A 14,470-nucleotide genomic window follows, 5' to 3' on the forward strand; every position below is an offset into this window, starting at 1 on the left:
GTCCCGAAACATAGCCGGCGATTTCCTGGATCATCGAGCTTTGGTTTCTTCGGCAAGAGTCGGCGAATGTGAAAAACGGATGATGGCATCGGATGGCAGCACTGCCCTGTCAAGATCGGGGCGGACCGGAGGCAGGCAAAAAGGATCGGCTGCAGTTCAAGGCCTGACCTCACTCACCTGTCATTGCACAATGCCGGCTTTGCGGAGCCCGTCCACCATGCGCTCGAAATCGGCCGGGTTCTTGTAGGGCATGACTTTGCGACGGTATTCCAGCGAATAATCTGGATTGACGCGAAGCACCTCCTGCCATGCCGCGCGGGCCTCGGCGAAACGGCCCAGTTGGCCGTAGCAGGCGGCTAGAAGCGCGCGCGAGACGTCGGTGACGGCATTGCGAGCCAGCCGTTGCATCAAAAGGTCAATGGCCTCTTCGTACCTTCCAAGTTGAAACTGCGCCAAGGCCTGGAAGTGCAGAAGCACGTCCGGAAAGTATGGATTCAAGGTCTTCCCTCGGGCGAAACTCTCGAGGGCCTCCTCGGATCTGCCCGAATAGTGCAGCGCCTCCCCGAGGATGACGTGCCCTTCGGCGAAGTTCGGATTGAGGGCTAAGGCGCGCTCGGCCTCGTTGATGGCGCCATCGTGCCGTCGTGTGTACAGCTTGGTTATAGCCAGCGCCCAGTGCGCCCAGGGATCGCTGTCATCCAGCGTTACCGCTCGCATTGCTGCCTCTTCCGCTTGCGCCATCGATTCCGGCGGCGACGCGCTCCATCTGTTCAGGTAATCGAGCCCGTGCGTGAGCGCGAGGAAAGCGTGGGCAGAGGCAAACGCCGGGTCCAGTTCGATGGCACGTTGCAAGAGGTTGCGGGCTGCTAGGTTCGTCTCCTTCGTCAGCTGGTGCCAGAGTTCCCGGCCCCGCATGAAATAGTCATACGCCTCAGTGTTGCGCGAGTGCTCGGGCGCCAGCCGCTGACGGTCACCCTCGGTCAGATTGAGCGCCAGCGCTCCGACGATCTGCTGCGTCACGTCGTCCTGCACGGCGAATATGTCGGTCAGGTCGCGATCGAACCGCTCCGCCCAAAGATGGCCGCCCGTGGTTGCATCGATGAGCTGCGCGGTGATGCGCACCCTGTTCCCCGACTTGCGTACGCTGCCCTCAAGCACATGCCGCACGCCGAGCTTCGCACCCACGTCCTGCACATGGACGTTCTGGCCCTTGAAGGTGAACGACGAATTGCGGGCGATGACGAAGAGCTGCGACAGTTTGGACAGCGCCGTGATGATGTCCTCGGATATGCCGTCGGCGAAGTAGTCCTGTTCGGTGTCCCCGCTCATGTTGGCGAAGGGCAGGACGGCGATGGACAGCTTCGGCGGCGCTGCCGTCGCCGGCCGGCCCGTCGCGGTTTCCGGGGCCGCGGCCGGCTTGGTCGCGGCGCTGCCGACTTGCAGCGAATAGACCCGGATCGGCTCGGCGATGTTCTTGAGCTGCGTGCTCCCGAGATCGCTGACTGAGAGGTCGAGCCTCGCCTTGACCTGGCGATAGGCATCCTCGGACAGGCAGATGGCGCCGGGCAACGCGACGCCTTCCAAACGCGAGGCGATGTTGACGCCGTCGCCCATCAGGTCGCCGTCGCTTTCTTCCACCACATCCCCCAGATGGATGCCGATCCTGAACTCGATGCGGCGGTCCTGCGGCACGCCGGCATTGCGCTCAACCATGCCATTCTGAACTTCGACGGCGCAGCGCACGGCATCCACCACGCTGCGGAACTCAACCAGCGCCCCATCCCCGGTGCGCTTGATCACCCGTCCGTTGTGCACCGCGATGGTGGGATCGATCAGGTCGCTGCGCAGTGTCCGCAATCTCGCCAAGGTAAGATCTTCGTCGGCGCTCGCGAGCCGGCTATATCCGACCACATCTGCCGCCAGGATTGCCGCTAGCTTACGATTCTCGCTCATGGTCCGTCTCCTCATCTCCACGATAGCAGGAAGACGCAGGGCAAGAGGGAACTTTCGCAAAAGACGGCGACGCAGCCGCCGGAGTCGGCAGCGCTCTGCCGCCGGACGCACGGGTCGTTCGATGCCCATTTGCGCTGCCGCTTGCTGGTCGGCTTCTATCGGTTCATGCTTGTGAATACCGTGGCCGTGAAGCGCTTGGCGAGATCACGCCGCCACGGCCGCAAGTGAGGTCTTGCTCCATGGACTGCTCAGGCTGCGGTTTCGAGGTTGAGAGCGGTTTCGCTTTCTGTCCGAAGTGTGGCAGGCGCCAGCCCGTGCCATGCGGCAGTTGCGGCTACCTCTGCGCACCTGATTTCGAGTTCTGTCCGAAATGCGGGACAAGCCTCGGCGCGCCGGCAAAGCCGGTCGAACGGCCTGCTCCGACACCAAGCCGGACCCCTGAGCCGCCTTCTCGACCTGCGTCGCAGCTTGCGAACGTCGAGAGCGGAGAACAGCCGCATCCCGTCTCTGACGCCGATCGCCGGACAGTAACGGTCCTGTTTGCCGACCTTTGCGGCTTCACGACACTCAGCGAGCAGCTCGACCCCGAGGTCATGCAGACGCTGCAGAACGAACTGTTCAAGGAATTGACGGCGGCCGTGCGAAACTTTGGTGGTTTCGTCGACAAATTCATCGGCGATGCACTACTGGCTTTGTTCGGCGCGCCGGTCGCGCATGAGGACGATCCGGAACGCGCGCTTCGCGCCGCTCTCGACATGATCGCCAGGACGGCGCGGCTCGGCGAAAGCGCCCCCCGTTCCGGCTCGCCTCTGCTGCTCCACATCGGCATAAACACTGGTCCGGTCGTTACCGGAGGATTGGGCATCGGCGCCGCCAAATCCTATTCGGTGACCGGCGACACAGTGAATACGGCGCAACGGCTGCAATCGCTGGCGGCACCGGGCGAGGTGCTGGTAGGCGAGCTCACTCACAGGCTGACCCGGCATGCCTTCTCTTACGAGTCGCTGGGCGACGTCGTGCTTCGCGGCAAGGCTGGCAGTGTGCTCGTCCATCGACTGGATGCACCGCTTGCGGCGCCGCGTGCCGCGCGTGGGCTCGAAGCGCTCGGCCTCGGCGCGCCTCTAATAGGTCGCGGTGCGGAGCTCAATAGAATGCTGGCGAGCCTTGACCAGGCGTGCGGCGGCTCGGCCCAGCTTGTCCGCCTCGTCGGAGAAGCCGGTATCGGGAAATCGCGGCTGGTGAAGGAGTTCGTCGCCCGCGTCGGCGACGAGGATCGTTTTCGCAACGTCGCCGTGCGGCAGGCCACGTGCTCACCGCTGGGCGAACAATCATTCGGCGCCTTGGGCGCAGTTGTGCGCAGCGCTGCCGGGATGATGCAAAACGACAATGGCGACGAAATGCGGGAGAAGCTCGCAGCCTTGCTTACCGATCTCGGCCTGCAGGGCGAGGAGGCGAAGCGGCTGATGCCTTTGCTCTACCATGTGCTTGGGCTTGGCGACCCCGATGCCACCCTGCAGCATGTCGAGCCCGAGCAGCTGCGGCGGCAAATTCTCTACGCAGTCCGCACAATCATCGAACGGCGGCTTGCCTTGTCGCCGCTGCTGATTGTCGTCGAAGACCTGCACTGGGCCGACGCCGCTTCGCTCGAGGCACTGCGTTTCGTGATGGATAAGTTGGAACGCACGCGGTTGATGTTGCTGGTCACGCATCGTCCGGCGCCGGACAACGACCAGCTCGACTCAAGTCGGGTCAGTCACACAGCGCTCCGGCTTTCGCCGCTCAACAGCGATGACGGACGCGGATTGCTGGCGGCGCTTTTCGGCGAGAGCTGGGTGAGTTCGGCAGGCGGACTTCTCGACCAGATCCTCGAGCGTGCGGGCGGCAACCCCCTGTTTGTAGAGGAGATCGTTCGCGGTCTTATCGATCGCGGTGTCCTGGTGCGCGAGGGCCAGCGATGGCGGACTGTGGCAGGCGAAGTCGCAACCGGCATTCCCGCCACCATCCAGGCAATGCTGCTTGCCCGCGTCGACCGGCTGCCCCCGGAGGTGCGCCGGTTGGCCCAGGAAGCCGCGGTAATCGGCCCGCGCTTCGATGCCACACTTCTGAAAGCCGTGACAGCCGACCCCGGCCGCCTGGAAGCGGGCTGCGAACTGCTTTGCGATGCCGAAATCATCGAGGAAGTTGTCGGATCTGGTTCGGTCTCGTCGCAAAGCTATCGCTTTACGCAAACATTGCTGCAGGACGTGATCTACCAGAATCTGCTCCTGCAACGCCGGACCGATATCCACGGACGGGTCGGTACAGCCTTGGAGCAACTGTGCGGCGACAAGCCGGAACGGCTCGAGGATCTGACCGCGCTCGGTCATCATTTCGCACAGAGCGCCGAACGGGAGAGGGGCGCGCATTACCTGCAGGCGGCGGGCGATCGCGCTCGCACGATATACGCCAACGACGACGCCCTTCGTTTCTACGAGCGAGCACTGACCGCATTGGGCGAAATAGGGCAAACACCGCTCAAACTGGCAATCGCAGAGCGCATTGCCGATCTGAGCGGCCCGTTAGGCCGCCGCGACGTCGCGCACCAGCACTACGAGACGGTGCTGCAGGCATATCGCGCGTCCGCCGATCGTGTCGCTTCGGCGCGGGTTTTGCGTAAGATCGGTCGGCTGCTCTGGGACGTCGGCAAGCGGGACAACGCAGTATCCCGCTATGCCGAAGCGGCAGCGCTCCTCGATGGCGCGGATGCCCCGGTCGAGCAGGCGCATCTCTGGCAAGAACGTGGCCGACAGGCGTTCCGTAGCGGAGATCACGCTCTCGCGGCGAAATGGGCAGACGCGGCGCTGGATTGCGTTGGCACTCTGACAACCGAGCATGTCTCCGAGGTAGGGCGCGATGCCACCCTTGTGACCGCCGAGGCACTCAATACCAAGGCTGTCGCGTTGGCTCGTCTTGGGCGAGACCGCGAAGCCGTTAGCCAGGTAGAGCGTAGCATTGAATTGGCCGAAGCCGCCGGCTTGCTGGGCACGGCTTGCCGCGGCTACACCAATCTCGGCGTGCTTTACACAACCATCGATCCGACAAAGGCGATGGAGGTCTGTCGGCGTGGTCTCGAAGTGGCGCGCCATATTGGTGATTTGGGCTTCCAGGCGCGCCTCCTCGCCAATCTGGCGGTCGCCTGCTGTACTTTCACGGATCGCTGTCCAACGGAGGGCGTGCCTGCCGCCGAGAAGGCCATCGAGATCGACCGGGCGCTCGACCAGCGCGAGCACCTGTCGGTGCCGTTAATCGTGCTAGGGCAGATCCACCAGTGCAACGGCCGTCCGGAACTGGCGGTTGGCTTGTTCCACGAAGCACTGGACGTGGCCCGCGAAACGGGCGAACCGCAACTGCTGTTTCCGTGCTATGATGGTCTCGCAACGCTTAATCTCGACCTTGACAATCTGGCCGAGGCCGAACGCTACTTTTCCCTGGCGCAGGGTATATGCGCCCAGCACGGGCTCGACCCGGAAGGGCTTGTGGTGCTGCCTTTTCTCGACTAGCCGGGGTGGGAGGTTGGAATGTCAGCGCGCATTGACTTGATACCGCTTCAGCCGGGCGACCGTGCGCCGAACGTGATACTCGACGCCATCACCCACGAGGGCAAGATTGCGCTTGACGACTTTCGCGGCCAAAAACCGGTGCTGGTCGGCCTGTTTCGAGGTCTGCATTGCGCGTTTTGCCGGCGCCATATCGCCGCCCAGGCGCGGCTCGATCCGGAACTGCGCGAAAAGGGCGTAGGGAGCCTGACGGTGGTCAACACGCCGATCGAGCGGGCGCGTCTCTATTTCCGCTACCACCCGATGCCGAACCTGCTTGCGGCCTCCGACCCTGAACGCGCTTCACATCGCGCTTTTGGCCTGCCCAATCTCGAATTCACCGAAGACGAGACGAATTGGCCCTACAAGGTCTCGATCGCAGCGGCAAAGGATATGCGGGTCAACGTACCGGGCGAGTTGCCCGGTCCAATGGATCCTTTTGCGGCCAGCGAAATCCTCAACAACAAGGACCAGTACGAAGTGACCGAAGCCGACGAGCAGATGATGGCGACCGGACACGGACAACTGATAGGTCAGTTCCTGCTGGACCGGCAGGGCATTGTCCGCTGGAGCTTCACCGAGGTTCCAGAGGGTGGGCGGCACATGTTTGGAGCACCAAGCCCGCAGGAACTGATGTCGGCCGTGTCCCAAGTCGCCCAATAGGCTTGCGAACTGAACAAGGATCGGCAATGCGCGCTGTCACCCTTGGCTAGCGATGTCGTCGGTGCATCGGACTGGTGTCCGGTGGGTTTGCCCTAAGATTTTGCATTTTGTGCACGTGCCAACCCAAGGCTCCCGCAATACCAGATCTTTGTAGTTTTGGAGAATCGAGATCAACTCGTCGGCGTGTGGCGGACGGCCCGAACACTGTTCGTCTTGATTCCGATTGTCGAATTGGCTGGCAGCGTTGTCGCGGAACGGCGACGGCTGCACGCGCTTAAGGCGGCCCAGCAGACGCGGGTACGAGTTGGGTGGCCGCTGGGCCTAACCAGCGTCTTTTGGGGGGCGCCGGCTAAGCCCGCATCTTATTCATTTTCCTGCAATTGCTAATTTAGCAAAAAGGCGGATGCTCGTCGTACTACCCATCGGAACGGTCCGATCTGGACAGGAATTCGTGCCTGGCGAAGGCGTGCCGGCAGCCAGCCGGAGCTCGTCCCTTTGGATGATGCCTGTTTGGAAGCCGAGCTGTCGCCGCATTCGACTGGGCTCGCGAAATGAAGGCCGCGCCTCCCCGACAATTGCCTCGGCTCGGGCAATCCATGCCTTGCTATTCGGGTCAGGCGTGGACCTGCCTGAGCGAGGGCTTGCCCGTGTCCGAAACTGGCATCGGGAAGGGCTCGACCTGTCCTCCGGTCTTGTCCAGATACTGCATCAGCGCGGTGACCAGATGGTAGAAGATGCTGGCCGGGACCTCCGTCGCCGCTGACCTGCCGCGCTCGTCGATCCTATCGACCCACAGCCCAAGCGGCGCCGGATCGATATGCCATCTGAAGAGGCGGGCGACGCGCGCTTCGATCTCGGGTTTCAGGTCGGGTCCGCCAATGCCGTCCAGGGCGACGGCCGCCTTGACCGCCTCGCATTGCGGCCAGCTTCGGGAGAGCCGGTCGAGGGGGATCCCGTGCCGCGATACGGCAGCATAGGCCAGACCCGTGGCCCGGTTCAGTCCGCTGGCGACCGCCGACGAATAGAGCTTCCTCGCATAGGCGACCAGGTCCTTCTGCCCGCTCGCCCGGGAGAACTCGACGAGCAGCGAGGCCCATTCGAAATGATGCCCTGGTTCGGTCCACTGTCCGTCGTCTCCCGGCAGAGGCAGCCAGTCGACGTCGAAACGCTCCCCGAGCGTCCAGCTCTCCTGGTCGAAGAAATGGCACCGGAAGAGATCGATGACGCGCGCCGCCCGGCGCAGATAGGCGCGGTCGCCGGTGACGTCATGCCAGGCAAGGAAGGATTCCAGCATGTGCATATGCGGGTTCGAGAACCGCACTCCGTTCCAGCCGGGGCTCTCGAGGAAGCCATTCAGGCTGCCGTCCTCGAGATGGTTGTCGATGAAACCAAATGTCTCCTGGGCAAGCCGCAAGGCGTCGCCATGGCCGCATCGATGAGCGTGGGCAAGCGCCAGCAGCACGCAGGAATGGTCGTAGGCGTCCTCCGCCGGATCGGCCACGCTGCCGTTGCAATTGAGGGTGCGCACCCAGCCGCCGCGGTCGCTGCGGCCGTGTTTGGCGATGAAGCCGATGCCATGGTCGATGAGCCTGTCGGCGGGTCCGTCCCAGCCGCGTTCCTTGGCCACCGCGAACGCATAGATCTGGCGCGCCATCGTGCGCATGCGCTTGGGTTTTCCGAGCGCCCTTGCATCGAAACCCAGCGCCTCGTGGAAGCCGCCATGCACATCGTCGACACCTGCCGTCGACCACAGCGGCAGGGTTTCCTCGAAGAGCCAGTGCTCGACGCGCTTGCGCCATGATCCGCTGACAATGACGCGGTCTTCCGACGCCGTGAATTTTGTCTCGAGGCGTCCGCTCTTCTCCAGCTGTTCGACGACCTTCTTCACGTTCTGGCTGTGGCTTACGGGCGCGACGAACACCGCGTCAGGCGTGGCCACCACCGCCACATCCTTCATTCCGATGACGGTCAGCAGCCTGCCCTGGCTGCGCAGGTAGGAACTGTCGCAATCCATGGCGACGACGTCGCCCATCACGACGTTGCCGTCGCGGTCGGTCGGGCTGGCTTCCAGCAGCGATTGCCACGATCCAAGGTCATTCCAGCGGAAGGAGGCCGTGACCATCGCGATGCCGTGGGCATGCTCCATGACAGCGTAGTCGATCGATGTCGACGGGACAGCCGAGTAGAAGCCCTGCGGCAGATAGATGCCGGAAATATCGGCCCGTGCGGTCTTATACGCCCGCTCGGCGCCGTCCCAGATGTCGGGCCGGAAGTCGAGAAACGCTTGCCGCATCGTGTCGGCGCGAAACAGGAAGATGCCGGCGTTCCAGTAGAAGTGTCCCGAAGACACATAGTGGCGGGCGGTCTCGGCGTCGGGTTTCTCGACGAAACGCGAGACGGCGGCCACCCCGTCGCCATTCGCCGACACCTCGACGTAACCGTACCCGGTTTCGGGATGTGTCGGCTTGATGCCGAATACGACGATCCGTCCCGCCGCGGCCGCCGGCCTGCCCGTCTCGACGGTTTCCCAGAATTGCCTTTCGGTGGATATCTCATGATCGGAGGGGACCACGAGCACAAGCGCATCGCCGCCATGCTCGGATATCGTCTGCAGCGTGGCGATCGCGACCGCCGCGGCGGTGTTGCGGCCTACGGGTTCGAAAATCGGTCTGCCGCCATTGAGGCCGAGCGGACCGATGTCCGACACAAGGCGGTCGGCATGCCGCTCGGACGCTATAAGGTAGATAGGCGTCTCGCCATCCGGCCGCGCCTTGAGGCGCCGGACCGTCTTCGCAAGCATGGAGCCGTCGCCCGAAAGGTCGTGGAACTGCTTGGGGTTGTCTTCGCGCGACAGCGGCCAAAGCCGTGAGCCGACGCCGCCGCTCATGACAAAACTTACGATCCGGTCCGGCATGGTCCAGTCCCTCTCGGGCTCCTTTTCGGGGCCTAGGTGCCCGAACCACCAACCCGCGTCGTGTTCCCGAAAGCCGGTGGCCCTGGTGGGCGCACTGGTCTCGAAAGCGAGCGTGTTCAACCTAGCCTGGCCGACTATGTTCAGGGCCACGGTTTCCCCTCCTCACTTCTGGGCGGAATCCTAGCACGCTGCCGAACCCAAGGCCTCTTCATGAATTGGGCGTAGCCCTTGGTCCGCACCCACTCATCCAATAGGAGCATGCCTGCCGACAGCCGAGAGGATGCGTCGCGCATCCTGCTCGGGCGCCGACGGGAAGGGTGGGCTACAAGGATGGCGGACCGCGCCGCGTTCTCTTCGGAGCGTGACGGGCGCGACGGAGGTTCGTCGTCTGGAAGCCGGCTTTACCGCTCGCGTAGCGATTCCTGCTGATATTTCGCCAGAGGCGAGAGGAAGTAGCCGATGATACTGCGCGTGCCGGTCTTGATCTCAACCGTCACCGCCATGCCCGGACCGAGCTTGACGAGCTTGTCATCCACCTGCATGTCCGTACGGTCAAGTGAAACGCGTGCGGCATATTGCAGTTCCTGATCTCTCGGCTCGCTGTCGCTCTGCGCTGCGCCCGACGCACGGTCGTTCGACCCGGTCGGTTGCCGGTCGCGAACTATGGCATCGGATGACACGCTGACCACTTCACCATGAAGAAGCCCGTAGCGGGTGAAGTTGAATGTGTCGACCTTGATTTCCGCCATCTGTCCCGGATGGACAAATCCGATGTCTCGGTTGGAGAGCATGGCCTCGATCTCGAGATGGCTCTCACTGGGCACCACCACGGCCAGTGGCTGAGCGGGCGTCACCACGCCTCCCACCGTATGAACGGCCAGTTGTTGTACGACGCCATCGACCGGCGCGGTCAATTGTTGGAGCTTCGTGCGCCGCTCAGCCTTGATCACTTCTTGCCCAGTGCTAGCAGCTCTCTGCTCGGCTTTCGCGAGCGCCTCATAGGTCGCGCGCCGGTACTCCGCGGTCGTCTTTTCCCTCGTTTCCCTTAGCAACGCGATGGCTGCGTCGGCTTCGCGCAGCCGGCTCTGCTGCAGGTTGAGATCCTGTTGAAGGCCGACCAACTCCTGATACTCGGAGAGATAGAGGACCTTCGAGGCAAGTGCCTTGTCGACGAGCTGCTTTTGAATGTCGACCCGCTCCTGCAGCAACGGTATCGTCGCCTCGAGCTTCGCCCCGCTCGCCAAAGTGGTCGATCGTTCCGCTTCTTTCTGGGATTGCTCGCGATCTATCTCGGCGAGCTTGGTGTTCTGTTCGGCGAGCTGACTGACCAGATACTGGCGATGCATCTCGATCTCCGCTGCGCTCGCGCCCTGCGGCGGCCGGAAGGCCGCAAGAGGATCCTCCGCGAGCGCCGCGCGCAGCCGCGCGACGTCGAGTTCGGCCGAAAGGAGATCGCTTTTCTGGCGCTCCTGGTCGGCGTCCGCCATGGTCGGGTCGAGCTCGATCAGGACGTCGCCAGCCTTTACGCTCTGTCCATCGCGTACGTTGATGGCGCGGACGACGCCCGTGTCGAACGGCTGGATCAGCTTGGTGCGCCCGCCTGGCACGATCTTGCCCGTCGCGGTTGCGACGATATCGACTGTGCCCAACCACGCCCACGCCAGCGCGAAGCAGAAGACCGCGATGATACTCGCCCCGATCGCGCGCCCGATCGGCGACGGCGGCGACTCGGTGATTTCGAGCGCCGCTGGCAGGAACGCAACTTCGTGCTCGTGGCGACGAAGTTTGACTCCCGGAAATTCGACGATGTTTTGACTAGCGGACTTCATGGATGCCAGCCTGCAGATAGTGGAGGTTTGCGTAACGCCCGTTCGAGCGGATCAGGTCTTCATGGGTACCGTCCTCGACGATGCGGCCATGCTCGATCGTGATGATCCGGTTCGCGTGACGCACAGTCGAGAGCCGATGAGCGATGACAAAGACGGTTCGGCCGGCAGAAATTCGCTTCATGTTCTGCTGAATGGCGCGCTCGCTTTCGTAATCCAGGGCGCTGGTCGCCTCGTCGAGGATGAGGATGCGCGGGTCCGTAATGAGTGCCCGAGCGATCGCCACACGCTGGCGCTGCCCGCCGGAAAGACTGCTACCGCGTTCGCCGACGACGGTGTCATAGCCCTCTGGCAGCTCCAGGATGAAATCGTGAGCACCGGCGAGCGATGCCGCAGCAATGACGCGCTCCATGGGCATGGCCGGATCAGAGAGCGCGATGTTCTCGCGAATGGATCGGTTGAAGAGCACGTTCTCTTGCAGGACGACTCCGATCTGGCGTCGAAGCCAGGTCAGGTCTACCATCGCCAGATCGACGCCATCGACCAGCACGCGTCCACTCTCCGGCACATAGAGCCGCTGTATCAGCTTAGCAATGGTGCTCTTGCCGGAGCCCGAGGAGCCCACGATGCCGATGACCTGACCGGGCTCGACGCTGAACGACACGTCGTGCAGCACCTCGGGGCCGTCGATCCGGTAGCGGAAAGTCGCGTGCTCGAATGTCACCCGCCCGCGGATCGCCGGCAGCGCGGCGCGGCCAGGATTGAAGCTTGGCTCGGGAATGGTGTTGAGGATATCGCCCAGACGATCGATCGACAGGCGAGCCTGATGGAAATCCTGCCAAATCTGCGCGAGCCGCAGCACCGGCATGCTCACGCGTGATGCCAGCATATTGAATGCGACGAGTTCGCCGACGGTCAGGTCGCCGCCGATCACGAGCTTGGCACCGAAGTACAGGATTGCGGCGACGACCAGCTTGTTGATCAGCTGCACCGCCTGGCTCGCAGTATTGTTCAGGCTCAGCACGCGAAAGCTTGCGGTCACATAGGCGGCGAGTTGCTCCTCCCAGCGGCGCTGCATCTGCGGCTCGACCGCCATGGCCTTCAGCGTCTCGACGCCCGTGACGGTCTCGACGAGGAAAGCTTGATTCTCCGAGCCGCGATCGAATTTCTCATCGAGGCGCCGGCGAAACAGTGGCGCAGCCCCCGCGGAAATGCCGATGTAGAATGGGAACGACGCCAGAACGATCAGCGTCAACGAGGTCGTGTAATAGAACATCACGGCAAGGAAAACGACGGTGAAGACGAGATCGATGACAAGCGTGAGCGCCGAACTCGTCAGGAACTGGCGGATATTTTCGAGCTCGCGGACGCGTGCAACCGAATCCCCCACGCGGCGTGTCTGGAAATATGCGATCGGCAACGCCATCAGGTGACGAAACAGCCGGGCGCCGAGCTCGACGTCGATGCGGTTCGTCGTATGCGCGAACAGATAGACGCGCAGCGTGCCGAGAACAGTTTCGAAAACGGTCAGCGCGACGAGACCAGTGACCAGAACATCGAGCGTGCTCATGCTTCGATGCACGAGCACCTTGTCGATGATCACTTGGAAGAATAGCGGTGAGAGAAGGGCGAAAACCTGAAGGAAGAACGACGCGACAAGCACTTCGCTGAGAAGATAGCGGTACTTGTGGACCGCGCCGAGGAACCAGCCGATATCAAACCGTCGAGAGAGATCCGTCAGGGCCGCGCGCCGGGTCATCAGGATGATGCCGCCGTCCCAGATGGCCTCGAACTCGGCCTGGGTCATTGTGATGGGTTGCGGCGACGATGGGCGCTGAACGAGGAGCTTGTCGTCGACAACTTTGCCGAGGATCAGGTATCCACCGTCCCGAAGCACGGCGATTCCAGGCAGCGGAGTAACCGCAAGCCGATTCCAGTTTGTCCTCTGTGCCTGAGCCTTGAGTCCAAAATCTTTTGCACAGCGCAGGATTTCGGTAACGCCCACTGGCGCCGCGCCCATCCGATGCCGGATCTGGTCTGGGTCGGCCGCGATGCCATGGCAACGCATCAATATCGCCAAGGCAATGAGCCCTGAATCATCGCCGCCTTCGGGTGCGGTGCTCGCCGCCTCGACGGCCGTATCGCGTCGATCGGCGAACCGCGCAGGCAACACGGTATCGCGGGCGCGGCGTACCAGATCACGCCCGCGGGTAGCCATGCCGGCAAGGGCATGAAGCGCCCGTTGCGCAAGGTTCTGTGATCCGGCCAGGATCAAACGGCCGTCCCAGATTGCCTCGAATTCCTCGCGCGTGAGCCGCTTCGGCCCTGACAAGGGCGGATGCAGCACAACCGCTCCGTTGTCGTCGACCTTCCCGAGAAGCAGAAACCCGCCGTCATGCAACGAAGCGATGCCAGGCAGTCGGACGCTCGCAAGTTGTTTCCAATGTGTCTTGCGCGAACCGACCTCAAGCCCGAGCGAGCGGGCGCAGCGAAGCATCGCGCGGATGCCGATTGCACTGCCGCCGCCACAGCGCTCGCGGATCTGGTTGAGTTTGGCGTCTACGCCATGAGAGCGCAGGAACAGAGCCAAAGATCGAAGTCCCAGGTCTACGGCATGGGTATTCTCGTTCTGCATCGCCATCTTGGCACAACCCTTCGCGGATACGTCCGCGTTCCATCCCCCTTGCATTCACAAACTTGACGGCGCCGCACCCAGGGCCGAACCCCCGGGTGCGGCGGCGATCAATGTTGCGGTCTGGTCAGGTACGAGTCGTGATTCCAATTGCCTCCATTATTCGACAAGGAAGCCACGATCTGGCCGGGATCGACCGGGCCGGAATTACCGGCCAAGTACTGGCTCAGCAGCGCAAAGCTCTGGCTTGCCAGCGACGCTCTGGCTGTGCCGGTCGCAAATGGGTGATCCGCCATGGCGGTGTTTTGGGGCGCCAAGGTTCTGGTGGCGCCGGCGACCAGGTCCCTGTGCTCGTTCAGCAGCGCAGAGCCCTGGGCTGCCAAGGACCGTTGCCAATTGGCGGGAGCAAGCTTGCGATCCGTATGGGTGACCGCCAGCGACGACGTTGTGATGGTCGCAGGCCGAGGATCCGTTACGGCGATGGTCTGCGGCGAGGCTGTTGCGACGGCGCCGGTGACCGGGTCCTTCGCCGTTGCCGTCAGCGTCAGCGTCGCCACCGGATGAGCCGCGCCCCTGTAGTTCGATTGCAGCGTCAATCCGCTGTCGACCTGCGCTGCCGTCAAGGTGATGTTCTTGCCACTAAACGTCTTACCATCGAGTTTGTCGGTGATCGTCTCGTACCTCGGCAAGCCCGTCACCTTCACGGTCACGAGGTCGTTGGGGTCGGTCGTTGTCACCTTGACCCCGAGGTCGACCGTACCGCCCAGCCCGCTCACGTCGAGCGTTTTGTCAGCGATGGTGAGGACCGGCGCGATCACTGACGGGGTCGTTGGGGTTGTTGGGATGGTGGGGGTTGTAGGGACGGTGGGGGTCGTTGGGGTGGTTGGGGTTGTTGGGGCTGCCGATG

7 protein-coding genes are annotated in these 14,470 nt (G+C 63.0%); 2 read left to right on the forward strand and 5 right to left on the reverse strand.

Features of this window, described 5'->3' with window-relative positions; genetic code table 11:
- Positions 1-180 precede the first annotated feature (180 nt).
- The gene (locus EN780_RS04075; RefSeq protein WP_128272260.1) at positions 181-1,953 is read right to left on the reverse strand and encodes an adenylate/guanylate cyclase domain-containing protein; all 1,773 of its coding nucleotides are present in this window, start codon (positions 1,951-1,953) and stop codon (positions 181-183) included.
- Between the two features lie 239 nt (positions 1,954-2,192).
- Here EN780_RS04075 and EN780_RS04080 point away from each other — a divergent pair, with 239 nt between their 5' ends.
- Both EN780_RS04080 and EN780_RS04085 read left to right on the forward strand, forming a co-directional pair.
- A complete protein-coding gene (locus EN780_RS04080; protein WP_128272262.1) occupies positions 2,193-5,492 on the forward strand; it encodes an adenylate/guanylate cyclase domain-containing protein in 3,300 nt (1,099 codons plus the stop codon).
- 18 nt (positions 5,493-5,510) lie between these two features.
- Complete coding sequence (locus EN780_RS04085) at positions 5,511-6,191, forward strand: redoxin domain-containing protein (RefSeq protein ID WP_127285035.1); 681 nt, start codon at positions 5,511-5,513, stop codon at positions 6,189-6,191.
- A gap of 613 nt (positions 6,192-6,804) precedes the next feature.
- Here the strand turns inward: EN780_RS04085 and EN780_RS04090 are convergent.
- The 4 genes from EN780_RS04090 to EN780_RS04105 all read right to left on the reverse strand — a co-directional run bounded on the left by EN780_RS04090 (position 6,805) and on the right by EN780_RS04105 (position 14,381).
- Positions 6,805-9,105 (reverse strand): AGE family epimerase/isomerase, encoded by a 2,301-nt coding sequence (locus EN780_RS04090; protein WP_128272264.1) that lies wholly within the window; start codon positions 9,103-9,105, stop codon positions 6,805-6,807.
- Positions 9,106-9,506: 401 nt separating this feature from the next.
- Entirely contained in the window at positions 9,507-10,934 is a 1,428-nt protein-coding gene (locus EN780_RS04095) for an HlyD family type I secretion periplasmic adaptor subunit (RefSeq protein WP_127285033.1), read from the reverse strand.
- Positions 10,921-13,572, reverse strand: coding sequence for a type I secretion system permease/ATPase (locus EN780_RS04100; RefSeq protein WP_189340381.1), 2,652 nt, complete (start codon positions 13,570-13,572; stop codon positions 10,921-10,923). The genes EN780_RS04095 and EN780_RS04100 overlap by 14 nt, the downstream gene beginning before the upstream one ends.
- A gap of 101 nt (positions 13,573-13,673) precedes the next feature.
- Positions 13,674-14,381, reverse strand: coding sequence for a hypothetical protein (locus tag EN780_RS04105; protein ID WP_127393170.1), 708 nt, complete (start codon positions 14,379-14,381; stop codon positions 13,674-13,676).
- Positions 14,382-14,470 lie beyond the last annotated feature (89 nt).

Source organism: Mesorhizobium sp. M4B.F.Ca.ET.089.01.1.1 (genome assembly GCF_004022605.1).
Classification (GTDB): Bacteria; Pseudomonadota; Alphaproteobacteria; order Rhizobiales; family Rhizobiaceae; genus Mesorhizobium; species Mesorhizobium abyssinicae.

Excerpts from the sequence above, each read along its gene's own strand:
- EN780_RS04080 (WP_128272262.1), top strand. The coding sequence starts at position 2,193 with ATGGACTGCTCAGGCTGCGGTTTCGAGGTTGAGAGCGGTTTCGCTTTC.
- EN780_RS04075 (WP_128272260.1), bottom strand. The coding sequence starts at position 1,953 with ATGAGCGAGAATCGTAAGCTAGCGGCAATCCTGGCGGCAGATGTGGTC.
- EN780_RS04085 (WP_127285035.1), top strand. The coding sequence starts at position 5,511 with ATGTCAGCGCGCATTGACTTGATACCGCTTCAGCCGGGCGACCGTGCG.
- EN780_RS04095 (WP_127285033.1), bottom strand. The coding sequence starts at position 10,934 with ATGAAGTCCGCTAGTCAAAACATCGTCGAATTTCCGGGAGTCAAACTT.
- EN780_RS04100 (WP_189340381.1), bottom strand. The coding sequence starts at position 13,572 with ATGGCGATGCAGAACGAGAATACCCATGCCGTAGACCTGGGACTTCGA.
- EN780_RS04090 (WP_128272264.1), bottom strand. The coding sequence starts at position 9,105 with ATGCCGGACCGGATCGTAAGTTTTGTCATGAGCGGCGGCGTCGGCTCA.